At 45.6% G+C, this 22,709-nt stretch carries 22 protein-coding genes; 14 read left to right on the top strand and 8 right to left on the bottom strand.

Annotation, left to right across the window (positions count from 1 at the left end):
• Positions 1 to 5: 5 nt before the first annotated feature.
• Positions 6 to 1,313 (bottom strand): acetyl-CoA hydrolase/transferase family protein, encoded by a 1,308-nt coding sequence (locus OJ16_RS15540; protein ID WP_040992160.1) that lies wholly within the window; start codon positions 1,311 to 1,313, stop codon positions 6 to 8.
• A 237-nt stretch (positions 1,314 to 1,550) separates the two neighbouring features.
• Here OJ16_RS15540 and OJ16_RS15545 point away from each other — a divergent pair, with 237 nt between their 5' ends.
• The 3 genes from OJ16_RS15545 to OJ16_RS15555 all read left to right on the top strand — a co-directional run bounded on the left by OJ16_RS15545 (position 1,551) and on the right by OJ16_RS15555 (position 5,348).
• On the top strand, positions 1,551 to 2,582 hold the full coding sequence (locus OJ16_RS15545; protein ID WP_040992161.1) for an AraC family transcriptional regulator: 1,032 nt from the start codon (positions 1,551 to 1,553) through the stop codon (positions 2,580 to 2,582).
• Positions 2,583 to 2,735: 153 nt separating this feature from the next.
• Entirely contained in the window at positions 2,736 to 4,757 is a 2,022-nt protein-coding gene (locus tag OJ16_RS15550) for an oxidoreductase (RefSeq protein WP_040992162.1), read from the top strand.
• A gap of 252 nt (positions 4,758 to 5,009) precedes the next feature.
• On the top strand, positions 5,010 to 5,348 hold the full coding sequence (locus OJ16_RS15555; protein WP_040992163.1) for a hypothetical protein: 339 nt from the start codon (positions 5,010 to 5,012) through the stop codon (positions 5,346 to 5,348).
• 189 nt (positions 5,349 to 5,537) lie between these two features.
• Here the strand turns inward: OJ16_RS15555 and OJ16_RS15560 are convergent, their stop codons facing one another.
• Positions 5,538 to 5,912: a hypothetical protein gene (locus OJ16_RS15560; RefSeq protein ID WP_040992164.1), complete on the bottom strand. Its 375-nt coding sequence runs from the start codon at positions 5,910 to 5,912 to the stop codon at positions 5,538 to 5,540.
• A gap of 322 nt (positions 5,913 to 6,234) precedes the next feature.
• Between OJ16_RS15560 and OJ16_RS15565 the strand changes: the two genes are divergently transcribed.
• Complete coding sequence (locus OJ16_RS15565) at positions 6,235 to 6,501, top strand: DUF2999 family protein (RefSeq protein ID WP_040992165.1); 267 nt, start codon at positions 6,235 to 6,237, stop codon at positions 6,499 to 6,501.
• Positions 6,502 to 6,685: 184 nt separating this feature from the next.
• Here the strand turns inward: OJ16_RS15565 and OJ16_RS15570 are convergent, their stop codons facing one another.
• Positions 6,686 to 7,942 carry an adenylosuccinate synthetase gene (locus OJ16_RS15570; RefSeq protein ID WP_040992166.1) on the bottom strand — a complete coding sequence of 419 codons (1,257 nt, stop codon included), beginning with the start codon at positions 7,940 to 7,942 and terminating at the stop codon, positions 6,686 to 6,688.
• Positions 7,943 to 8,086: 144 nt separating this feature from the next.
• Between OJ16_RS15570 and OJ16_RS15575 the strand changes: the two genes are divergently transcribed.
• Complete coding sequence (locus tag OJ16_RS15575; protein WP_040992167.1) at positions 8,087 to 8,965, top strand: LysR family transcriptional regulator; 879 nt, start codon at positions 8,087 to 8,089, stop codon at positions 8,963 to 8,965.
• Positions 8,966 to 9,165: 200 nt separating this feature from the next.
• On the opposite strand, the gene cspE is transcribed toward OJ16_RS15575, so the two are convergent.
• On the bottom strand, positions 9,166 to 9,378 hold the full coding sequence (gene cspE / locus OJ16_RS15580; RefSeq protein WP_040992168.1) for a transcription antiterminator/RNA stability regulator CspE: 213 nt from the start codon (positions 9,376 to 9,378) through the stop codon (positions 9,166 to 9,168).
• Positions 9,379 to 10,064: 686 nt separating this feature from the next.
• Between cspE and rodA the strand changes: the two genes are divergently transcribed.
• From rodA to OJ16_RS15605, 5 genes are all read left to right on the top strand, one after another.
• The gene (gene rodA, locus OJ16_RS15585; protein WP_040992169.1) at positions 10,065 to 11,174 is read left to right on the top strand and encodes a rod shape-determining protein RodA; all 1,110 of its coding nucleotides are present in this window, start codon (positions 10,065 to 10,067) and stop codon (positions 11,172 to 11,174) included.
• A gap of 286 nt (positions 11,175 to 11,460) precedes the next feature.
• On the top strand, positions 11,461 to 11,847 hold the full coding sequence (gloA, locus tag OJ16_RS15590; protein WP_040992170.1) for a lactoylglutathione lyase: 387 nt from the start codon (positions 11,461 to 11,463) through the stop codon (positions 11,845 to 11,847).
• A 9-nt stretch (positions 11,848 to 11,856) separates the two neighbouring features.
• Positions 11,857 to 12,957, top strand: a complete 1,101-nt coding sequence (locus OJ16_RS15595; RefSeq protein WP_040992171.1) for an alkene reductase — start codon at positions 11,857 to 11,859, stop codon at positions 12,955 to 12,957.
• A 412-nt stretch (positions 12,958 to 13,369) separates the two neighbouring features.
• Entirely contained in the window at positions 13,370 to 13,900 is a 531-nt protein-coding gene (locus OJ16_RS15600; protein WP_040992172.1) for a YbhB/YbcL family Raf kinase inhibitor-like protein, read from the top strand.
• Between the two features lie 32 nt (positions 13,901 to 13,932).
• A complete protein-coding gene (locus OJ16_RS15605; protein WP_040992173.1) occupies positions 13,933 to 14,700 on the top strand; it encodes a helix-turn-helix transcriptional regulator in 768 nt (255 codons plus the stop codon).
• A gap of 103 nt (positions 14,701 to 14,803) precedes the next feature.
• On the opposite strand, the gene OJ16_RS15610 is transcribed toward OJ16_RS15605, so the two are convergent.
• The 3 genes from OJ16_RS15610 to OJ16_RS15620 all read right to left on the bottom strand — a co-directional run bounded on the left by OJ16_RS15610 (position 14,804) and on the right by OJ16_RS15620 (position 17,328).
• A complete protein-coding gene (locus OJ16_RS15610) occupies positions 14,804 to 16,057 on the bottom strand; it encodes a peptidoglycan DD-metalloendopeptidase family protein (RefSeq protein WP_040992174.1) in 1,254 nt (417 codons plus the stop codon).
• 265 nt (positions 16,058 to 16,322) lie between these two features.
• Positions 16,323 to 16,622 (bottom strand): isoamylase early set domain-containing protein, encoded by a 300-nt coding sequence (locus tag OJ16_RS15615; protein ID WP_040992175.1) that lies wholly within the window; start codon positions 16,620 to 16,622, stop codon positions 16,323 to 16,325.
• A gap of 73 nt (positions 16,623 to 16,695) precedes the next feature.
• Positions 16,696 to 17,328 carry a hypothetical protein gene (locus tag OJ16_RS15620; protein ID WP_040992176.1) on the bottom strand — a complete coding sequence of 211 codons (633 nt, stop codon included), beginning with the start codon at positions 17,326 to 17,328 and terminating at the stop codon, positions 16,696 to 16,698.
• Between the two features lie 76 nt (positions 17,329 to 17,404).
• Here OJ16_RS15620 and OJ16_RS15625 point away from each other — a divergent pair, with 76 nt between their 5' ends.
• The 3 genes from OJ16_RS15625 to OJ16_RS15635 all read left to right on the top strand — a co-directional run bounded on the left by OJ16_RS15625 (position 17,405) and on the right by OJ16_RS15635 (position 20,427).
• Positions 17,405 to 17,836, top strand: a complete 432-nt coding sequence (locus OJ16_RS15625) for a GFA family protein (protein ID WP_040992177.1) — start codon at positions 17,405 to 17,407, stop codon at positions 17,834 to 17,836.
• 80 nt (positions 17,837 to 17,916) lie between these two features.
• Positions 17,917 to 18,579, top strand: a complete 663-nt coding sequence (locus tag OJ16_RS15630) for a YoaK family protein (protein WP_040992178.1) — start codon at positions 17,917 to 17,919, stop codon at positions 18,577 to 18,579.
• A gap of 480 nt (positions 18,580 to 19,059) precedes the next feature.
• A complete protein-coding gene (locus tag OJ16_RS15635; protein WP_040992179.1) occupies positions 19,060 to 20,427 on the top strand; it encodes a YjiH family protein in 1,368 nt (455 codons plus the stop codon).
• Positions 20,428 to 20,552: 125 nt separating this feature from the next.
• Here OJ16_RS15635 and OJ16_RS15640 read toward each other — a convergent pair whose 3' ends face one another.
• Positions 20,553 to 21,206: a GntR family transcriptional regulator gene (locus tag OJ16_RS15640; RefSeq protein WP_040992180.1), complete on the bottom strand. Its 654-nt coding sequence runs from the start codon at positions 21,204 to 21,206 to the stop codon at positions 20,553 to 20,555.
• Positions 21,207 to 21,351: 145 nt separating this feature from the next.
• Between OJ16_RS15640 and OJ16_RS15645 the strand changes: the two genes are divergently transcribed.
• Positions 21,352 to 22,707, top strand: coding sequence for an FAD-dependent oxidoreductase (locus OJ16_RS15645; RefSeq protein ID WP_040992181.1), 1,356 nt, complete (start codon positions 21,352 to 21,354; stop codon positions 22,705 to 22,707).
• Positions 22,708 to 22,709: the final 2 nt, after the last annotated feature.

Raw genomic sequence — 22,709 nt, forward strand, 5'->3', positions numbered from 1 at the left:
ACCTCCTACTTCACTAAGCCATGTTGTTTTGCTTCCGCCAGTAACGACTCACGAAAATCTGGGTGTGCGATGTTCGCTAACGCATGAACGCGTTCAGAGACCGTCATACCGCGCAGGTTCACCGAGCCGTATTCCGTCGCCACAATATGCACATCGTTACGAGGCGTGGTAATCGGCGTGCCCACTGGCAATGACAAACGAATATTCGACTCTAAGCCGTCTTTGCCTTCACGCGTTGCTGCCAAGGCTAAGATGCTGACGCCGTTTTTCGCCATGTTCGCTGCGCGTACGAAATCTAACTGACCACCCGATCCCGAAATCTGGCTAAAGCCTGCCCCTTCAGATGCCACTTGACCCACAAGGTCGATCATCAAACACGTATTAATAGAGACAAAATTATCGTTCTTAGCGACTTCATACGGGTTAACGACTTCGCTCATTGAGCCCATCTCGATGTCTGGGTTGTTGTGCAGAAAGTCCATGACTTCTTGAGGGCCCGCCGCGAAAGCCGCGACGATTTTGTTCGGCATGTGATTCTTTTTAGTGCCAGACACCGCACCGGCTTTACACATCTCCATGAGAGATTCCGTAAACATCTCTGTATGAACACCCAGATCTTTACGGTCACGAAGCGCCATGCCCATCGCATTGGAGATGGTACCAATACCAATTTGCACCGTCATTCCATCCTTAACATACGGGCTGACGTGTTTTGCTATTTCGGTCTCCAGCTCTGAAGGCTGGCCAGCTTTAGGTGATGCAATACTATGATGGCCTTCGACTAATGCGTCGGCACAATCGACATGCACGATGTTGTCTTGATTGCCGATAAAAGGTTGCTGTTCATTAACAACAAAAATCACTTTAGAGGCATGTTTCAGTGCCACCTTCGTTGCGACGCCACCACACGCGCCTAAGCTGACAAAACCGTCTTCATTCGGTGGTGTTACTTCAACAACCACGGTATTCGGCTGCAGTTTTTCAAAAATATCTTCGAAATTAGAGAAATGAAAATTCGTGATTTCAATGTTGCCATTGCCTTGCAGCTTTCTTTCAATTGGCCCCATGAACAGGCTGATATGCTTGAAGTTATTTTGGTATTGAGGCTTCAAAAACTCGAAGGGCGTGGTCATCAAACCTGTGTAGATTTCACAATCACTGAATAGGTCGAGGTGTTTATCTAACTCCTTTAGAAAAACAACTGGAATGGACAGTAAGCCACCTGCCCAGATTTTGTCACCGGAAGCGAGTTTGCCGACTGCAGACTCTAACGAGAGTAGTTTTTCGCGATGGATCTCTTGCCAATTATTCATAATGTAGTTCTCATTATACTTTGCATAACAGGCAAAATTTTGAATATTACTTTTCCATTAAAACCAAAACTTGTATGTTATGCATGAACGTAGGGTACAGGTAAATATCCTTTTCACGGTATTCAGAATACAATTTCCCTAGGCTTTAACTTTGCAATTCAGGACAAGAAATTCACTATTCTGGACAATTAATCACTTTGTGTTTTTGATCACATATCCGGTTTATAAGGGCATAAAATGGCATTGGAACAACAACGCTTTCATAACTCCCTTTCGGTTCACGCTGGCTGGCAAGCCTTGCTCGCTTTAACAGCAAAAGAGCATCAAGTGGAGAACCAGTTTTTTCCGCCGAAGCGTAAGAATTCAGATGGACGATTGCACTTCCACGACCTTCGGGAAGAGTTAGTAAAACTGTGTGAATATACCGATGATGAGCTGATCCCTGTAAGAGCCGCGAAGCACGTTAATCCGTTAACCTTTGGCAGTTATTCCCTAGCACTATGGACCGCTCCCAACCTCGAGGCGATGCTAAAAACCGCAGCCGAATTTTCGTTCATTATTGCGTCGCCTATCCGGCTCCAATATCGAGAAAATAAACAAGGTAGCGCCGAGTTATGGGTGCTCAACAGCGAGCCTTTAAGCCAAGAAAGCCATGTCACCTACCTTGGTGTAACGATGCTGATCGCCACGCTCATTTACATCATCAAGCATGTGATCCTCAGCGAAGACATCGATGTGAGCGTCAAATTGATTGAGCATAAATTCTCTCCCAAGCGCACCGAACAGCTTGAGCGGTTAACGGGAACAAAAATCACCGCCGGACACCCAATAAGAAAGATCGCGATCGATAAAAAGCATCTGCATAAGCCTTTAGATAATTACGATGAAGGGATCTATTTTTCGGCACTGAATCTGCTGAGAAAAGACGCGGAGTCCTTAAAGAAAGGTGACCTGATTCTTCAGATTTACAATGCGCTCAATCAAGCGAATAACTTAGAGAATGTTTCGGGTGAGAGCCTTGCTCAGTCGCTCAACATGAACATCCGAACGTTGAATAGAAGGCTTGCTGAACTCAACACAAACTATCGAGGCGTAGTCGAAAAATACAAGCTAGAAAAGGCCCTGCACTTACTAGAAGACCAACACATCAACATGACCGAGATTGCCTACCAACTCGGCTTTGCTGATTTGAGCACTTTCTCACGCGCCTTTAAGAGATGGACAGGGCTAAGTCCAATAAAATTAAGGCGAAGTCAGAATATCGCCTAGGTAAAGACTGATCTAAATCAACGTTACTTTCGATGGCATATTCGGCAAAACTTTTGTCCTAAAATGCAAAGTTAGCGGGTTAATCTCTTGCTTTAATATCACCAGTACTTGCTTGGTTGACACCCAATGCATTCAATTATTGGAGATTAGATTATGTTAAAACAAGAGCATAACGTGCTTTTTGAACCGATGACGATCGGATCGTTAAAGCTAAAGAATCGCTACTCAATGGCCCCGATGGGCACCCTAGGCTGTGTCGATGGTGATGGTGCGTACAATAGCCGTGGCGTTGAGTATTACGTCGCTCGCGCACGTGGTGGTGTAGGCCTGATCATTACCGGTGTGCAAATGGTCGAAAATGAACTTGAACAGTTCCCGATGCCTTCTCTTCCATGCCCAACCAACCACCCAACCGCTTATATCCGCAGCGCCAAAGAGATGACCGAACGAGTTCATACCTACGGCACTAAAATTTTCGCACAGCTCACCGCGGGTTGGGGCCGCTCTTGCATTCCGGGCTTCACTCCTGAAGACAAATCCATTGCGCCTTCTGAAGCGCCGAACCGCTTCGACCCTTCAATCACACACCGTGAACTGACCACTGAAGAAGTAAAATACTTCATCTCTAAGTTTGTTGAGTCGGCGGCTATTGCCCAAAAAGCAGGCTTTGACGGTGTAGAAATACACGCGGTTCATGAAGGCTACTTACTTGACCAATTCACAATGGAATTTTTCAACCAACGTACAGACCAATACGGTGGCAGCTTCGAAAATCGTTATCGCTTTGCGGTAGAGATTGTTGAAGGTATCAAAGCTGTTTGTGGCAAAGACTTCCCGGTATCACTGCGCTACTCCGTTAAAGGCAATATGAAAGGGTTCGGCCAAGGTATCCTTCCGGGCGAGCGCTCCGAAGAAGTGGGGCGAGATATGGAAGAAGGCCTCAAAGCGGCTGAATATCTGGAAAGCGCAGGGTTCGATGCCTTGAACGTTGATGCCGGCACCTATGACTCATGGTACTGGAATCACCCGCCAAACTACTTCCAACCGGGCATGTACAAACCCTACTGCAAAGCCGTTTCAGAAGTGGTCGATATTCCCGTATTAATGGCTGGCCGTATGGAAAACCCAGACCTCGCTTCGCATGCGGTTCAAAATGGTATTTGTGATGGTGTGTCACTGGGTAGACCTCTGCTCGCTGATCCAGACACGGTCAATAAGATCCGACGAGGTCGTTTTGAAGAAGTTCGTCCTTGCTTATCTTGTCACCTTGGTTGTCTAGGTCGTATGGCTGAAGTGGGTAACCTATCTTGCGCGGTTAACCCAAGCTGTGGACGAGAAGACGAGTTCAGATTACTACCAACGCACAAAACCAAAAAGGTCGTCGTTGTCGGTGGTGGTGTTGCGGGTATGGAAGCCGCTAGAATTGCTTCTGAGCGCGGACATGACGTAGTCCTTTTCGAAAAAGGCGGCCAACTGGGTGGCAATGTCATCCCAGGTAGCCAACCTCCATTCAAGCATGATGATAAAACCTTGATTGAGTGGTTCAGCGGTGAAATGACTCGACATAATGTAGACGTAAAACTCAACACAGCGGCAGACAAAGCATCGATTGAAAGCGAAAAGCCAGACAGTGTTATTTTCGCTACAGGCTCTCGCCCAACTCAACCTAACTGGTTGGAAGGAAAAGATAAGCCGCACGTTTTAGTTGCCGAGAACATGTTGATGAACCCTGAGCTAATCACTGGCGACAAAGTCTGTGTGATTGGTGCCGGTTTAGTTGGCGCAGAAGCCGCTCTATGGATGGCTCAACAAGGTAAAGCGGTCACATTAGTTGAAGCATCAGACGATATCATTGGAGGCCCTCACGGCACCTGTTTTGCTAACTACCAGATGTTGAAAGAGCTTCTAGCCAAAGAACAAGTGAACGTTCTTACTTCAACACGATTAGAGCGAATCACCGATACGGGCGTTTGTCTAAACATTGAAAACAGCAGTGTCGAAATGCTTTCTGATCACGTCGTACTCGCGCTTGGCTACAAAGCGGAAGATCACTTGCATGAAGAACTGGCGAATCAACTGGACGTTGATGAGGTATTCAATATCGGTGACAGCCAAAAAGCGAGAACGATCATGGCCGCAATCTGGGATGGCTTTGAAGTGGGTCGTACGCTTTAATTTAGTCCCGCTCAGTCAAAACGCTGAAACCAGACATGGATGTTTGGTTCCCGTTTATGTTCAATTTTCCTCTCATTATCTCTCTGTTTATCTCTCTTTTTTCTCTCTTTACCTCTATCGCTAGGTCGCTTATATAGAGCTGTCCGCAGGCGATATTGAATCTTTATGCCGTGAAAATCCCTGCTACGTTTGGCCCCTGATAGTGTTAGAATCTGCGCATCAGAACTATCGAGAACTAGGTATTTATAAACAATGTTTATCCATCACGTAAACGGCATCGACTGGCTGGTGATTACAGCTTTTGAAGAACTGAAACCGATGTTTATCGAAGATGCTGGCCCAATCCTATCTTACTTCTCTACCGCCAGTGAATTGAGCCTGATTGATCAAGCCAAGCGCCGCTATGGATTTTTACCGACACTCCGCGGCGTGATCACCGATACCGGCACGTATCAAAGTAAAGATCTTGAAGAAGATTTGAACCCACAGCTTGCGTGTCTCGTTGAAGGGCGTGGTCGGGTGTTTATTTATTACGGCGGTTTCGTGGCTTTTGTGGATGACGAGCAAACCTTTATAACTCGAATGGATTGAAGATTATTCCGTCGGTTGAAATCGGCGAGCGGTCTTCAGGTTGTATCCCTAGCAAGGAATGGCACAAACGTAAGACAGCCATAATGCAGCGCATAAACGATGCCGTGCTTTTACGCTCGCTACGATGAAATAAAAAAAGACAAACCTCGGTTTGTCTTTTTTATCCAACGGCGGTCTATCGCATTGAGACTAATTACTTTCTTTCATTGCGGATACGACAGAAGGATCATTCAGTAGATTGAACAACAGGCTCTTCGCTGATGAGCGTTGTGCGTCTGACAGTGCTTTTTGAGGGTTGTCTCTTGATTGGGTCAGGATGTTTTTCACAAATCGACTATTCGTACCTGAAATTTCATAGACAAATCTTAGCGTATCAAGAAGCTCCGACTGCGATAAGCTATAAACCGCCATCTCACAACTCAGACCATCCATTGCAAGGAAGTTGTTAACGACGACCTTACGTTCCGCGTTAAATTTTTCTTTGGCTATATGAGCCTCAACCAATGCCTGCACTCTGTCCGCGATCGCGACGGGAACTTCCATTGTTATTGTTTTTTGAGTCATTATTGATTCTCCTGCTCAAGCTTGGATTTAATCTCTGACTTTAGTCTACGCTGTCATACACCTATCGGCATTAACTTTAACGCGTATATTGGGTATTGAATGTCACATAGCGTGATGTTGGTTTTTACATGGCGAAAAAAGCGGCAATCCAAAACGAAAAATGTCGATAGTACGGTCGTCACTTTCGTCTGCGCCTGTTTTCTTTTATGCCATTGTCGTCCGGCAGAACAATCACCAAGGCAAGACAGGTTCGTAGTACTCTTCAACGTCAGTCAATGTTAAACTGCCTGTCGATTTTATTTGGTATTGAATAGGTAATGTAATGAATCCAATTATTGCACTGTTGAAAGAGAACAACATCAGTGATCAACAGATCAATGATATTTTCCAAACTCTGACTCAAAATCCTTTCGCAGCAATGGCAACAATCAGCCAATTAGGTTTGCCACAAGACAAACTGCAATTGCTTATGGGCCAAGTAATGCAAAACCCTGCGCTCATTAAAGAAGCGGTTGAAGAGTTAGGCTTAGACTTTTCAAAAGTCGAAGCAGCAAAAGAGCAACTGAACACGCAAGAGCTTAATAAATAAGCGCCGAAGACATACGTTCGACGCTTCTACCCTAATCAAAAGGCCGCAATGTCTGCGTGACAATATGCGGCCTTTTTGTTTGTTGCACGGTGCAATGCCAATAAAAAAGCCGACCTATTTGGGCCGACTCTTTATGGATGCTGTTAAGCATCATCATTCGCGAACAATGGTTAGTACTTGATGATTAACGGACAATCATTTGCTCACGGCCAGGGCCGACTGAAACCATCTTCACTGGCACGCCCATTAGCTCTTCAATGCGCAACACGTATTTTTGTGCCGCGACAGGAAGCTCTTCAAACTGACGACAACCGGTAATGTCTTCGCTCCAGCTTTCCATTTTCTCGTAGATTGGTGCTAGCGCGGCCGTTTGAGGCCAAATTGGGTTCTCACTGTGATCGCCTTGGTAAGCCACACAAATCTTAAGATCGTTAAGACCGGTTAGGCAGTCCACTTTTGTTAGTGCGATTTCTGTCGCCGCTTGTAGCTCTACACCGTTTTTAGTCGCAACGGCATCAAAGTATCCCATATCACGCGGGCGACCCGTTGTGGCACCAAACTCACCGGCAAGTTCACGGAATGCATCTTGCTCTTCCATGGCGGTGATAAGCGTACCCGTACCAACCGATGAACTGAATGCTTTCGCGACGGCAATCACACGCTCTGGACGAAGCGCAGGCAAACCACTACCGATACCCGCGTACATTGACACAACATTCGATGAGGTCGTCCATGGGTATTCACCGTAAACTAAATCACGGCCAGCGCCTAATTGCGCTTCAAACAACAGCGTTTTGTCTTTTGCTTGTAATTCTTTAAGAGGCAAAGTGACGTTGCAAATCGCATCGCGCCAAGGCGCTGAAACGTCAAGGAGCCAATCGGCCATCTCTTGTGCCGTTTGTTCAAACTCAAATGTTGGGTAAAGCGCGCGAAGCTGTGGCAGTTTCCAATCCATCATGAATTGAATACGCTCAACCAACACTTCTGGCTGTTTTAGCCACCCCACAAGAATGCCTTTTTTCATAACACGGTCGCCGTACGCTGGCGCAATGCCTTGACGTGTTGAACCGTAAGCTTTATCACCTAAGCGTAACTCTTCAAGCGTGTCTTCTAGTGCGTGTAGCGGCAAACATAGCGTTGCACGATCAGAAATACACAGTTTTACGTTCACACCTGACTCTGCAACTTCCGCGATCTCTTGCGACAGCGATGCAGGGCTAATCACCATGCCCGGGCCAAGAACGGCGATACAGTCTGGGTTAAAAACGCCGCTTGGCAGTTGGTGTAATTTAAAGGTTCCAAAGTCATTCACAACCGTATGACCGGCGTTATTACCGCCTTGGAAACGGATACTTGCAGAAGCTTGGTCTGCCAAATAATCCACGATTCGGCCTTTACCTTCATCACCCCAGTTAGCACCAACAACAACAATAGACGACATAATTAACTCTCCTCAAAAGCGATAGACTTATCCTAAACATTCACTCAAAATAAGAAAAATTAATTATCATTATAACCCTGATAAGAATTTCATATGGGCAATAGTGATCTCTGTGATGAAACCGCGCCTCATTAAAGGACAAATATGTTAGATCTCAACTGGCTCAATACGTTTGTGGTGTTAGCACGATTGGAACACTTTGGTAAAACCGCCAATGCGCTGCATATGACCCAGCCCAATGTGAGCTTGCACCTCAAACAGCTTGAACAAAGCACTCGAGTTAAGTTGATTGAACGCAATCCGTTTCGGCTCACACAAGCGGGGGAACGGTTATTAGAGAGCGCACAAAACACCTTGATGGAGCTGCAAGTATGCCAAGCCGATCTCAATGCGATCAACGATTTGTGCCAAGGAACACTGACAATTGCCGCTAGCGATATTATCTCGCGCTTACTGCTGATTTCGCCCTTTCAATCGTTTAAGAAAATGTTCCCTGGTATCGATTTGTCGCTACTCAACACCACCTCTTCACAAGCGGCTGAGCTGGTCAAAAGTGCAAAAGCGGATTTAGGGTTTGTGATGGCGCAAAAAGAGAGTCAGCCGCTGCATTTTACCGAGTTACAGCAGGTTAGATGGTGTGCTTTAGGTGATGGTTTGCAAGCATGGCAGCAAGGTTTAGCCACAAACCAAGAAGAGCCAACATTGATATTGCTTGGCCACGATACTCGAACTCGCGATCTTCTTGATCTTGCTTTACCCACATTAAACCTACCCACTTATCGAATCATGGAAGTCGGCAGTGTTGATGCACAAATTGACTGGGCTGAGGCCGGGTTTGGTGTGGCTATTGTTCCTGAGTTTTCTTTACACCCTAAACTGAACTTAAAAACCACGATCACACCTTTGCCTCAATTTCCAACGACGAGCCTTGGCTATATCGTGAGGCAAAATCAAGTCTTATCAAGAGCGATCAAACAGTTGCTCCATTGGGTAAGCGAAGAAATTGTACAAGCACAAAAATAGAATTAAGGGGATGGAATCCCAATCGAAGGGGTGTTCAAACGGGTAGAATCTAAACCTTCGCTGGCATCAAACGGAATCGTTCAGCGACGCGCGCGAGGAGAAACAAGAGAAGAGAAGCTAAAGCGGTGACGATATCTATGGAGCAGACACAAAAAAGGCCGCCGAGGCGACCTTCTATTTATTCTTACGTAAGCGCTAAATTATAGAGCGATAACGTTAGTAGCTTGAAGACCTTTTTGGCCTTGCTCTACTTCGAAAGACACTTTTTGGCCTTCGTTAAGAGTTTTGAAACCTTCAGAAGCGATAGCACGGAAATGTACGAATACGTCTGCGCCGCCGTTATCTTGAGTTAGGAAACCGAAACCTTTAGTTTCGTTGAACCATTTTACTGTACCAGTGATTGAGTTAGACATTTTATGCCCCTTATTTATTTAATTTAAGAAGAGTTCATCGTTAACAGAATGTTAACTTCTTGAATTATATCATGTTACGCTAAAATAAAAGGGAAACGCCTAGCTACAAAAACTATGTTTTGGTACTCGAGGTTTTACTTGTACTTGATGCTGCATTTAATAACTCTTTGAACAACTGAGCGGTATGATAACCACTGCTCGTTTTTTGTATAGTCTTTTTTTTACTTTTTTAAGGGCTTTCTGTTCAATAATGTTATGAATGTCTAAGTTTCAACCTCCTAGCTGCATATTTCCTCTATCCGATCGAAAATTAACCGGACTTTTTTGCTCACTCTTCATGCTCAATCGCAATAATTGCCCTTTTTTTATAAATTCCCGTCGTGAGCAATAAGCGGATTACCCATGCACGAGTCTCTTTTCTGTTGCGCTACCGCACTTTTCTCATCATTTCTTTTTCTAAAATCACAACACGACGAAGCCGATAGAAATAGAACAGGGTCTAAAAAGCTAGGATTGAGGTAAAAAGTCCCCACTTTTCATCAATTAGCCGCATCGCGGTTCTGCTAAGTGACTCATAACAATCCCACATATATTGAAAACTTAGCTTTCTTAGGGCAATTGTTTATTGTCTTTCCTATCAATCAGGATTAAATTTCGCCTCATTATTCATTTTCGATGTATCACCTGTGTTGCGTGTTCGCCCCCAATTAGATTTCCCACTCCTTGCTGCCATCTGTTTTTTGATCGCCGCAGGTAGCATTAGTGTTTGGACTGCCAGTGGTTTTAGCGAACCAATCTTGCAACGTCATTTAGCGCGAGCATTCATTGCTATTGGCGCATTGGTGGTGCTTTCTGCCGTGCCCGCCAAAAAACTATGTGACATCGCCCCACCCTTGTTCATATTCACGGTGCTACTACTTTTAGCCGTGATTGTGGCGGGTGATGCGACAAATGGTTCAAAACGCTGGCTAGCGCTCGGACCGATTCGCTTCCAGCCATCAGAGCTCGTCAAGGTTGCAGTGCCGATGATGACCGCATGGATGATCGCGAAAGACCCAGGCGCGCCGACATTTAAAAAGATTGGCCTGTGTTTAGCGCTAACCGCGATCCCTGCGGGACTGATTGTGATTCAGCCAGATTTAGATGGTGCGATTTTTACCGTGATCTATTCATTGTTTGCCCTCTTTCTGGGCGGCATGAGCTGGAAAATTATTGCTTCGGTCATTGGTATCGTCGCGACGGCCATTCCCGTTTTGTGGATGTTCTTTATGGAGAGCTACCAAAAAATGCGCGTGACTCAGTTTCTAAATCCTGAGTCCGACCCATTAGGATCGGGTTACCAAATCATTCAGTCACTCGTTGCCATCGGTTCTGGCGGTATTCGTGGAAAAGGCTATATGAATGCCACTCAAGGGCAACTTGGTTTCATTCCTGAAAGCCATACTGACTTTATTTTCTCTACCTTCGCTGAAGAATGGGGTTACATTGGCAGTGTTGCGCTGATTTGTACCTATCTGTTTATTGCTGGTCGTACGCTTTGGATTGCTAGCCAAAGTGATTCTGCCTATGGCCGCCTCGTGATTGGTGCGTTGTCGATGAGCTTTATGCTGTATGCCTTTATCAATATGGGCATGGTGAGTGGCTTGCTACCCGTAATGGGAAGCCCACTGCCGTTTATCAGCTACGGTGGTACCGCCATGATCACCCAAGGCGCATGCTTTGGTATTATCATGGCACTCGCGCCAAGAAAACGTAAAGCGGGCACCCCTTTCTCTGCCATGGGGCATGCCACTTAAACGCCTTTCAAGTGCACTTGTTGAGTATTAAGTATGACCACAGCGGCTCTGCTTAATACTCGATTAGCTTCTACGGTTTTATTCTCTGCCCCTCGAATCCCAAGCCCCCTGTCCCTGCCTTTTCTTCTTGCTTCTTGCTTCTTGCTTCTCGCTTCTTGGTTTGTCATAACAAAAAATTATCAACATTATAATTAGTGATAATTTCAAACCGCATCAATAAACCTTTATCTTAGTCACATCGCAACGCTCAGAGCGTTTCCCAGACTCATTTATACGCAGGTGAATAATGAAATTTCTCCATACGATGATCCGTGTCGCTGATCTAGAAAAATCGATCGCGTTTTATACCAACGTTTTAGGCATGACCGTGTTAGATCGAATGGAAAACACCGAGTACCGCTACACGCTGGTGTTTGTTGGCTTTGAAGATCAACCCGATAGCACCACGATTGAATTGACCTATAACTGGGATACCCACCAATACGATTTAGGTACCGCCTTTGGCCACCTCGCTCTCGGTTGCGAAGATATCTACGCCACATGCGATCACATTCGCCAACTTGGCGGGCATATTTCGCGTGAACCAGGCCCACTAAAAGGGGGCGAAACACACATCGCATTCATTAAAGATCCTGACGGCTACGCCATCGAACTGATTCAAACCAGCAAATAAGGTGTCATCATGAAAACTGCATTATTCCAACCTATTCAGCTAGGTTCGTTAACACTTAAAAACCGTATTGTTATGCCGCCAATGACGCGCTCTCGCGCAAGCCAACCGGGCAATGTTGCTAACGATATGATGGCAACTTATTACGCACAGCGTGCATCAGCGGGCCTCATTGTGGCAGAAGGCACCCAAATTTCAGCAATGGGACAAGGTTACGCTTGGACACCGGGTATTTACTCAGCCGAGCAAATCGCAGGCTGGAAAAAGGTGACCGATGCCGTTCATGCAGAAGGTGGCGCGATTTTCGCTCAACTTTGGCACGTTGGCCGCGTGACGCATCCCGACAATATTGGCGGTGAGCAGCCTATTTCATCATCCGCACTAAAAGCAGAAAATGTGAAAGTGTTCATTGATAATGGCAGCGACGCACCGGGTTTTGTTGATGTTGTTGAACCACGCGAAATGGATAAAAACGATATTGAACAAGTGATCGAACAATATCGCCAAGCAGCGCTCAATGCGATTGAAGCAGGTTTTGATGGCATCGAATTACACGCTGCAAATGGTTATTTGATCAACCAATTCATCGACTCAGAAGCCAATAATCGCACTGATGAATACGGTGGTTCAATTGACAACCGCCTACGTTTCTTAGGTGAGGTTGTGCAGGCAATGACTGCCGCTATCGGTGCCGATCGCGTCGGTGTGCGCCTTGCGCCGTTCACCTCATTAAATGGCACCGTTGATAAAACGCCGGTAGAAACTTACACCGCAGCCGCAGCACTACTGAATAAACTGAATGTGGTTTATATGCACATTGCAGAAGTCGATTGGGATGACGCACCGGATACCCCGGCACATTTCAAACACGCGGTACGTGAGGCTTATCAGGGTACGATTATCTATGCTGGCCGCTACAATACTGAGAAAGCGGCTCTCGCTTTAGAATCAGGATTATCAGACATGGTTGGCTTTGGTCGTCCATTTATTGCTAACCCGGATTTACCAAGTCGTATCAAGCACGACTACCCTCTTGCCGCGCATGATCCGGCGACACTGTTCGGAGGCGCAGAGCAAGGCTTACTTGACTACCCTGAGTATCAAGCAAGCTAATCCGCTCTAATCAATATTGATTGAATATTGACTGAACGATAAATAAAAAGGCGAACGCTGCCCCCAAGTGTTCGCCTTTTCTTCGTTTGTATTTCCGTATACCCAAACACTTGAAGATGCCGATAAGCAAACAGACTCTTTGAGCTCGATACGCTGTTGGGCATAGATTCGCTATGTGATGAGGTTTAAGAACGTCCGTCAGCACCGCTGCACCATCAAGGAAGGATGGGGATAAACGGTACGATGTCTTTATTTCGTCCTAGGTAGAAGGCATTCGCCTCTAAATTCCACCAGTATTTACCAAAAAACTCAAAAAGACTAAAATAAGTAAAACAATGAGTTTTTAGGTAATCATTTTTCCTGAATTTATTTCTATGATTAGTCCTGTAGCCGAAACAAAAAAGGAACTAAGATGAAATTTATCAAACTCGCACCAGTATTGCTTCTTGCATCATTTGCTAGCTCAGCAATGACATTAACCAGCCAAGATATTCAGGAAGGCTCTCGCATCGCCGATACCTTTGCTTTCAATAGCTTTGGCTGTAGCGGTGATAACTTATCACCACAACTGAGCTGGAAAGAAATTCCAGAAGGAACGAAGAGCTTCGCGATTACCGCTTATGACCCAGATGCACCAACAGGCAGCGGTTGGTGGCACTGGGTGGCGATAGATATTCCGGCAAACGTTACGACGCTAGAGCGAGGCGTTTCAGGCAAATCCATCAAAGCTGATGAAATGAAAAATGACTACGGCTTGAAAGGCTTTGGCGGCGTTTGTCCTCCAAAAGGTGCGGGGATGCACCGCTACGAATTTACGGTCTTCGCTTTACCAACAGAGAAACTTGAAATTCCACAAGGTGCATCGAATGCGCTGATCGGCTTCATGTTAAATTCAACGGCGCTGGATAAAGCCAAAATCACGGCCACTTACGTCAACGAGTAAAGCGACCAAGGTGAGAGAATAGGACTAAAGGCATGAATAAATCACTCCTGCACATCACACACTTCCAAGGTAAGCGAGAGCAGCCTTTGCGCAACGTGTTCATTCATGCCCCCACTCTTTATTGGGTAGAACAAGGCCACAAACAACTGTGGTGGCAAGATCAATCCTATGAGTTCAATCGTGCTAACTGGCTTGTTGTACCCGCAGGCCAGTATCTCACTTTCGTTAATACCCCAAAGCAAAATGCTTTCAACGCCCGAGCGGTCACCTTTTTCCAACCGCCTCCGGCAGAATGGCTAAACCAAGAGGAAGCGGTTAGCCACTCAGTGCCGATGGTGAAAGTGAGTGAGTCACTGCGCTATTGCTTTGATATAATTTGCGACATGCAGACGAAAGCGCTTTCCACGCAGACTCAGCAACAGTTGTTGCTCGCATTCTATACCGAACTTCGCCACATCGGCGCGTTGCATCTACTGTTCCCCAGTGATAATCAGCAAGTCCGCGATAAGCTCGCAACCTATTTAAGCGCCGCACCCGGGGATGACCATAAAATCGACGTCGCCGCTCAGCATTTGGCGATGAGTCGCGCCACCTTAACCCGTAAGCTCGCAGCAGAAGAAACCAGCTTTCGTCATATCTTGACCGAAATTCGGATGTCTCATGCGCTGGGTTTACTGCAGCGAAAATTTAGTCAGATGGATACGGCACTTGCCTGCGGCTATCAATCTGAAGTGCGCTTCACCCAGCGATTCAAAGAACAATTTGGCTTAACCCCGCGCCAGTATCAGATGACATTATAATCATTAGCAATGACGCATTATCCGTGTCAACCGAACGCTCCGTTCGCGTTTATTTGCATACGGTATGACGAAAAAAAGAGCCCATCATGGGCTCTTCGTCTGTTTAGCCAGAGGTGCTGTCTTCGCTTTGCTTCGCTAATTGCATCTCTTTTTGTTTCATCATGTTATCGAGTTCATCACGTCGAGCAACAAAAGCGGGCATCTCTTTTTTCGAGACGGAGCTCGCCATCGGAATGTTCGCGGTCATCGCATTCACCGCGCGGCCACGTGCAATCAACTCATAATGAATATGAGGACCAGTAACACGACCTGACTGACCAGATAATCCAATCTTTTGCCCACGCGTTATTTTCTGACCTTTACGCACTAATATTTTGCTCAAATGCAGATAACGCGTTTTATAGGTACTACCATGCTGGATCACCACGTAATTACCCGCATAAGGGTGCTTACGGGTCATGATGACCACGCCGTCACCAGTAGAAACGATCGGCGTACCGACTGGTGTTGCCCAATCCGTACCATTGTGAGGCGTTACGCGCCCCGTGACCGGATGCTTACGGTGCGGGTTAAAATTCGAGCTTAAACGATATTGCCCATTCACAGGTTTTCGTTGAAATGCACGTTGCAAGCTTTCGCCATTTTTATCGTAATACTGGCCATCTTCATGCAAGTACGCGGTGTATTCGCCACCACGGTTCAAAATCTTAATGGCTTGAATCTCGCGATTTCCTGTCAATTTGTAATCAACATACTGACGCGATTGCACCACTTCAAATTTATCTCCTGCACGTAAATCACGAGAGAAGTTAATCTTATCTTTTAGCAACGTGACAACTTGTTCAATTTCACTGTTGCCCAAACCTAAACGGTTTACCGATTGAGAGAAGCTGCCGTCAATTTCACCCACTAAGGCGAATTCTTTCCACACCCCAGGAATTTTAACATCGGTAAAGTCATAATCGCCCTCAGCCGTTCGCGTGTAAACTGCGCGCTCAACGAGGTTAAATTCTAACTCCATCTTGCTAAGGTGGGTGGTTTCAGTCTCACGCCAAAAACGTAAGATATCGCCCGGCTTTAAGGTATCAAGTGCGAGGAAGTTGAGATCCGTTTCCATGATGCGCATCATGTCACCGTAGCGTAAATCCAATTTTTCAAAAATCGAACTTAGATTATCACCAGGCTGAATATGGTATTCAAAATCGGGCATGTTCACCTCCTCAATCGTCTCATTGAGAAAGCTATTGACCAATTCTGTGTCGGTTAGAGAAAGATCAATCGTGCGAATTTTATTCGATGTGCCATCTAACGTCGTTAATGCAAAAATCGCGACGACAGGTAAGCTCAAAAGCATCATTCTCTTGCGCTTCGAAAGCTCGAAAACGCGCGCTTTTATTGTTCTTGCTTGCACAGTTTGACCTTATAACAGTTTAATTATTCATTAATGCATAAAATACATGCTAAAAATCCACATAAATATGTGGAAAAAAATCGTTATAAGATTACGGATTTCTAATGCTTTTGTCACCCTGTGATACTAAGAATGCGATCAAAAAAGGCGCCGTAAAGCGCCTATTGATGTCTAACTTACCGAGTGGCTCTATGCCAACATATTGAATTTATTATTGATAAGTCGTCAGTAAACCGTTGTCTTCACCAAAACCATTTGGGGTATAGCGATCAGCACTTGGATCGTTGACCCATTGGCTCTCATCAACCAGATAACGAAACTCAAACTGTTGATTTTTAGGCAAACGTGTCTTGAATTTATACGATTGGCTTTTCGCGACTTTTTTCATCGCGATTGGCTGCCAATTAGAAAAATCGGCAACGACACACGCTGACTGCCCCACCTGATCGCTCGGTAACTCAAACGTTACTTCCACTTCGTCCTTAGTTTTAAAGAAACGTTTATTAATCATGCTTTACTCCATTAACAACAAGAAAATTCTGTATTTAATATAAGCAATTAATGGATTATAAACAACCAGCAGCTCAAGGAATCGTCACAATCTCTTGCTCGTTGTTTAAACGATATTGTTGCTTCATCACCTTGGCGGGGATGTCAGCAAAAGATTGATCGATCCCATGCTGACGGTAGTCGATTTGTACTTTTGCATCACTATAGCGAACGTTCTCAATATCTATTCGATCACCAAGCAATATCGCATTGTTCAACAACAAACGCTGACGCGTATTGTCATATTCAAAACTGGCAAGATAGTAAAATACGCCACTACCTTGATTGGAAACCGTCATTACCGAGAGATAGTGTTGCTGAGCACTTTCGATAAGCCATTGTTTGACATTCACACTCACTTGGCCACGATCTGAGCCGGAGTCATACGACCCACTCGCCCATTCCTGTTTATCATCGACTTGCTTAATTAACGCAAAGACATGGCTTTCAGGCACGCTGATCGTCCACGGATTGGGCGTATTAATATCAAACACTTGCTGCATGACACTATCTGGACTTGGTGCCTGCTTTTTTTCTTGCTGGGAGAACTTCGCTAAAATGGTTTCATCTGCCAAACTAAAACGATAGATACCAGCAACAATGACGATCACAAGTAAGACGATTGGGGTTAACAAAATCAAAGGGATGGGTAATCGACGTTTCTTCATTTCAATGCCCTGATCTCAAACAGCCAGCGATAAGGTAAACTTTAACAGTCACTATTTGTTATCTCAAGGATTGACCATGGCGCAACTCGCTTCACATCACACTCTCACTCAGCCAATCACACGCATTGCACAGTGCCGTTGTGGGCAAGTAAATCTCATCTGTCACGGAGAGCCATTGCAGACCGCCATTTGCCACTGCTTCGAATATCAAAAAAGAACCGGTAGTGTGTTTGGGGTGCAAGCTCAGTTTGACAAATCTCAAGTAAGCCACAGTGGTGAGTTAACGGAGTACACACGTTTAAGCGACTCGGGAAATCACGTTTGCTATTCTTTTTGTCCGCGTTGCGGCACAACGCTATTGCTGACGTCTTCTCTCACACCAGACAACATCATTATTCCTGCCGGGGTCTTCCAACAACACGATCTTCCTCAGCCAAGCTTCTCTATTTATGAGCAGCATAAAAAAGGTTGGGTAAAATTTGATCACCAAATAGACGCAATCCAATAGTCGCGTTATAAATCCAATTTTCACTATCGAACTGCTCTTACCAGCGCTATAATTCACGCCTAGTTTTTCGGAGTAAATTTGTGATTTCTCGACTACCACGCTGGGTGGAATACGGAGCATTCCTACTTGCCCTTCTTGCAGGAATAGTCAACGCGATTGGCTTACTTGGTTTTCAACACCAAGCCGTTTCGCATATCTCTGGCACCGTCACCTTGCTGGGCACCAGTATAGAATCCCTTGATGGCATGAGTAGCCATCTCTTTATGATTCTGTTGAGTTTCTTATTAGGCGCAGCGCTCAGCGGTGTCTTTATTGAAAATACTGCGCTCAAGTTGGGACGTCGATATGGCGTCGCTCTGTGTATTGAAGCCGGTTTACTCTTTGCCGCTTATCTGCTGCTAGAGCAGAACATGAAATCGGGTCAGTATTTAGCTTCCGCAGCTTGTGGCTTGCAAAATGCGATGATTACGACCTTTAGCGGCGCGGTTGTTCGCACGACGCATATGACCGGTATTATTACGGATCTCGGTATTATGATTGGCGCTCGTTTACGTGGTGAGCGTTTTGACTATCGTAAAGCCAAACTCTTTCTCTTTATCTTTGCTGGATTCCTTTTGGGCGGCATTGCTGGCGCGAAACTGTTCAACCTTTATGCGATCGCCTCGTTAATGGCTCCAATTGCACTCGCACTTATTTTGGCCGTTGCCTATTGGTTCTACCTTTTTCAAACACGCTCCGATTAGCGTTGCCTCTTTTATCTTCTCACCAAGAGTGATGACGCAGAGCGCAAGCATGGCCCTTTAAGCATCGTGCAATAACGATAACGACACACAGCCCCCTTCAAATAAGACACAAAACGCCTTGTGTCTTTTCGGCCATCCTCGGCAAGTAATTGAAAAATAAATAGTCACTACTGGCGGTATACCAACACCACTCGTCCGTCACGTTATCTTCGTCTACATTCAACCTATCACGCGTGCCACTCTATGCGACTAAAAACACGGCAACGCCCAACGCTACCATAGCGCGACTGCAACACATAAGACCTTGATTGCGGAATAAATAAAGATTTAATCGTGAATAGTTAGCGAAGATTATTGAATAGTCTTGCGATAGCCAGAGAAAACCAGTAATCTTGCTGCCAATGACTGAATACGGATGTTTAGTGAATATATATGCCAAGGAGTCGGTGTATATTGACGAGTTGTAACACGAGATTTTTAATGAAAAACAGTACTCAAACCACCGAAAAGCATACAAAAGGCAACTTTTGGGTTTTCTTCATCCCATCGCTCATTGGTGTCTTCCTTTTCATGGCTCCTGTGAGCTACAACGGTGATATCACCATTCCTGTCGCGATCTTAGCGAAATCTATCCAAGCTTTGTTTGGTGATTTTCTGATTGAGATTGTTACCGCCATCGTGGCGTTTATGGCGGCAGCCTCGTTACTTTGTCGTGTAAAAAACCCAACATTTATTGCTAACAGCGCATTTTTAAATGGATTGTTTAATCCATCTCCTCTTTGGTTAGCCGTTCGTGTTCTTGGTGGTTTGGCGATCGTAATGACATATTTCCAAGTCGGTCCAGAAGCGGTTTGGGAACAAAATACAGGCGGCATGGTATTAGAAGGCCTATTACCGACGCTATTTTCAGTGTTTATCTTTGCCGGCTTGCTCTTGCCACTGCTGCTTAACTTCGGTTTGCTTGAGCTTTTTGGTACGTTGCTAAGTAAAGTAATGCGCCCTGTTTTCAACCTTCCAGGTCGTAGTGCGATTGACTGTATGGCATCTTGGCTTGGTGATGGCAGTGTGGGTATTCTTCTCACCAGCAAACAATACGAAAACAAATTCTACACTCAGCGTGAAGCTGCTGTCGTGGGTACCACATTCTCTGCGGTTTCCATTACTTTCAGCTTAGTGGTGATTGCTCAAGTTGAGCTAGAACACATGTTCTTGCCTTTCTATGCGGCTATTTGTTTAGCGGGCTTTGTGGCTGCGATCATCATTCCTCGCTTACCACCGCTATGCTACAAGAAAGACACGTTTATTGATGGTACTAAGCCTGCGCACGATGCCGATGCGATTCCTGAAGGCCACTCTAGCTTTACTTGGGGCATGGAGTTAGCACTACTGAAAGCGGGCCGAGTTAAATCTTGGAAAACCATTCTTACCGAAGGTGTACATAACGCCGTCGATATGGTGTTTGGTGTACTGCCTGTTGTGATGGGTTTGGGTACCTTGGCGCTGATCGTGGCTGAATATACGCCAGTCTTCACGTTCTTAGGTCAACCGTTTGTACCTTATCTAGAACTATTGGGCGTACCAGAAGCGGCGGCAGCCTCTAAGACTATCGTGATTGGCTTCGCTGATATGTTTATCCCATCAATCCTAGCGGCGTCTATCGACAGTGAAATGACTCGTTTTGTGATTGCGGCGATGTCAGTGACTCAGCTGATTTACATGTCTGAAGTGGGTGCTCTACTGCTTGGTAGCCGAATCCCAGTCAACATTTTTGAATTGTTTGCGATCTTTATTTTGCGTACGTTAATCACTCTACCGGTTATCGCGGGTGTTGCGCATCTGATTTTCTAAGCGATTCATAGACCGCCATTACACCGATAATGGCCAGTCGATAGAAACACAAAGGGCAGTCCATTGGACTGCCCTTTCTATTTTGTGCCGCTCGTTCGTTTAGCCTGAGAACCAGCAACGTAGACTTACTTGCGCGGTTTGATACTGCGATAAGCGACGTCAGTAAGATAATCATTCAACCGATGCGAAGCCGCGACAGCTTCTTCCGCATCCGTATGGCTTACTGCCCGTAAAACACTCGCATGAAGAGAAGAGGCTTTAACCAAATCTTGCCCTTCATCTTTATAAGCAAACCAAAAACGGCGCGATAGACCTTGCAATGGGGCCATGGCTAACTCGAGATATTCATTATCAGCCGCTTTGACCAATAAGATATGAATCTCTTTCAGTAATTCTGCGTATTCCAAATCATTTCGATTCTGTGCGCAAATTTCAAGATCATCCGCCAGTTGCAACATTTGCTGCTTCTCTTCGACACTGGCACGCGATGCGGCATAACGAACACACAACGCTTCGATGTCTCGGCGCACTTCTAATATTTTCAATTGGCTTTCCACAGAAATCGGTGGAATTTGAATGCCTCGACGCGGGTGGATTTCCGCCATTCGCTCATAAGACAAGCGCTGCAGCGCTTCACGAACAGGCGTTCTTCCTAAACCAAGATTTTCCGCTAATTGCTTTTCACTCACCATACTTCCCGGTTCTAACTCGCGGAAAATGATCATTTTTTCTAGCTGATGATAAGCAACTTCATTCTTATTTACGGGGTTAATTGTCATTCCCTTTTGTTCCCTCGATAAATTGTTTAGTGAGCAATCTCACAATAAAGACCAAATTAATTGTACCACAAAAAATACCAGCATATATTAAAAACATACAACTGATATATCAGATGAACATCAGTCATCTATTAGTGAGGAAGCAATGAAATCTTGGAATATTATCCGTCGTTATGAGTCTCTACCTGAGCTGCCAATCTTGGCTGAAACCGAGGTATTGGTCATTGGTGGTGGCCCTGCAGGTGTAGCCGCAGCGGAAACAGCTGGTCGTATGGGTAAAGACACATGGCTGATTGAAAAATATGGATTTTGCGGTGGTGCAGCGGTTGCAGGCCTATCTGGCACCATTTGTGGCATGTACATGGCGACAGAAGATGAAAATGCCCAACCAGAGCAGGTTGTGTTCGGTTTTACTGAACGTTTTCGTCAAGAATTAGAAAAACGTGGTGGCGTAACGCCTCCGCAAGTTTACGGCAAAACATTTACGGTCACGCACGATCCATTGGTATGGCGTGAAGTTGCCGATGATCTTCTAGAGCAAGCGGGTGTGACGACGTTATTCCACACCGCAGTAACTGGCGTGATCATGGATGGCGATGCATTTAAAGGTGTTGTGATCGAATCTAACGCTGGCCAAAGCATCATCCTAAGCAAACAAATCATCGACGCATCAGGTGATGCTGCCGTGATTGCTCGTGCAGGTATGGATTACTACTTCGGTGATAATGGCCGTATTCAAAACCCAACCATGTTCTTCCGCTATGCGGGTGTAGATATGGATAAGTACCTGGCGTACTACGGTGAAGATACCATCTGTCCGCCAAAAGTAACCGAGAACATCCTCGCGGCGAATGCAACCGGTAACTACGATCTTCCACGTCATAAAATCTGGATTTTCCCTACCACTCGTCCTAACGAGCTTATGGTGAACGCTACACGTCTAGCGGGTCAAGATGGTCGCACATTGAACGTTATCGATCCGAAAGATTTCACTGAAGCGGAAATTTTTGGTCGTCGTCAAGTTCGTGACTACGCACGATTCCTTAATGACTATGTTCCAGGCTGTGAAGATGCTTACGTGGTTGATACCGGCGTGGAAGTCGGTATTCGTCAAACTCGTTCGATTGTTGGTGTAGAAACGCTGACTAACGATGATGTGGTCAACTGCCGCAAACGTGAAGATGGTATTTGTCGTACCCCTTGGCCAATCGAATTGCACTCTGGTGACAAACCTAAGCTGCACTGGTTACTGAACGATTACTACGACATCCCATTCCACACTCTTGTTCCTATCATCGGTGAGAACATTATTGTCGCAGGCCGCTGCCTAAGTGCCGAGCACGAAGCTCTCGCATCAGCACGCGTGACCGCACAATGCTTTGAACTTGGCCACGCAGCAGGGGTTGCTGCGGTACAAGCCATTAATACAAATACCGCTATTCGAGATCTCGATGTGTCTGCTATCCGCGCCACAATGATCGAAAACGGCAGCACATTATAATA

It is taken from the genome of Vibrio renipiscarius (genome assembly GCF_000827885.1).
Classification (GTDB): Bacteria; Pseudomonadota; Gammaproteobacteria; order Enterobacterales; family Vibrionaceae; genus Vibrio; species Vibrio renipiscarius.

What these genes read in the sequence shown, in the direction of transcription:
- OJ16_RS15540 (WP_040992160.1), bottom strand. Translation starts at nt 1,313, where the DNA reads ATGAATAATTGGCAAGAGATCCATCGCGAAAAACTACTCTCGTTAGAG.
- OJ16_RS15545 (WP_040992161.1), top strand. Translation starts at nt 1,551, where the DNA reads ATGGCATTGGAACAACAACGCTTTCATAACTCCCTTTCGGTTCACGCT.
- OJ16_RS15550 (WP_040992162.1), top strand. Translation starts at nt 2,736, where the DNA reads ATGTTAAAACAAGAGCATAACGTGCTTTTTGAACCGATGACGATCGGA.
- OJ16_RS15555 (WP_040992163.1), top strand. Translation starts at nt 5,010, where the DNA reads ATGTTTATCCATCACGTAAACGGCATCGACTGGCTGGTGATTACAGCT.
- OJ16_RS15560 (WP_040992164.1), bottom strand. Translation starts at nt 5,912, where the DNA reads ATGACTCAAAAAACAATAACAATGGAAGTTCCCGTCGCGATCGCGGAC.
- OJ16_RS15565 (WP_040992165.1), top strand. Translation starts at nt 6,235, where the DNA reads ATGAATCCAATTATTGCACTGTTGAAAGAGAACAACATCAGTGATCAA.
- OJ16_RS15570 (WP_040992166.1), bottom strand. Translation starts at nt 7,942, where the DNA reads ATGTCGTCTATTGTTGTTGTTGGTGCTAACTGGGGTGATGAAGGTAAA.
- OJ16_RS15575 (WP_040992167.1), top strand. Translation starts at nt 8,087, where the DNA reads ATGTTAGATCTCAACTGGCTCAATACGTTTGTGGTGTTAGCACGATTG.
- cspE (WP_040992168.1), bottom strand. Translation starts at nt 9,378, where the DNA reads ATGTCTAACTCAATCACTGGTACAGTAAAATGGTTCAACGAAACTAAA.
- gloA (WP_040992170.1), top strand. Translation starts at nt 11,461, where the DNA reads ATGAAATTTCTCCATACGATGATCCGTGTCGCTGATCTAGAAAAATCG.
- OJ16_RS15595 (WP_040992171.1), top strand. Translation starts at nt 11,857, where the DNA reads ATGAAAACTGCATTATTCCAACCTATTCAGCTAGGTTCGTTAACACTT.
- OJ16_RS15600 (WP_040992172.1), top strand. Translation starts at nt 13,370, where the DNA reads ATGAAATTTATCAAACTCGCACCAGTATTGCTTCTTGCATCATTTGCT.
- OJ16_RS15605 (WP_040992173.1), top strand. Translation starts at nt 13,933, where the DNA reads ATGAATAAATCACTCCTGCACATCACACACTTCCAAGGTAAGCGAGAG.
- OJ16_RS15610 (WP_040992174.1), bottom strand. Translation starts at nt 16,057, where the DNA reads ATGATGCTTTTGAGCTTACCTGTCGTCGCGATTTTTGCATTAACGACG.
- OJ16_RS15615 (WP_040992175.1), bottom strand. Translation starts at nt 16,622, where the DNA reads ATGATTAATAAACGTTTCTTTAAAACTAAGGACGAAGTGGAAGTAACG.
- OJ16_RS15620 (WP_040992176.1), bottom strand. Translation starts at nt 17,328, where the DNA reads ATGAAGAAACGTCGATTACCCATCCCTTTGATTTTGTTAACCCCAATC.
- OJ16_RS15625 (WP_040992177.1), top strand. Translation starts at nt 17,405, where the DNA reads ATGGCGCAACTCGCTTCACATCACACTCTCACTCAGCCAATCACACGC.
- OJ16_RS15635 (WP_040992179.1), top strand. Translation starts at nt 19,060, where the DNA reads ATGAAAAACAGTACTCAAACCACCGAAAAGCATACAAAAGGCAACTTT.
- OJ16_RS15640 (WP_040992180.1), bottom strand. Translation starts at nt 21,206, where the DNA reads ATGACAATTAACCCCGTAAATAAGAATGAAGTTGCTTATCATCAGCTA.
- OJ16_RS15645 (WP_040992181.1), top strand. Translation starts at nt 21,352, where the DNA reads ATGAAATCTTGGAATATTATCCGTCGTTATGAGTCTCTACCTGAGCTG.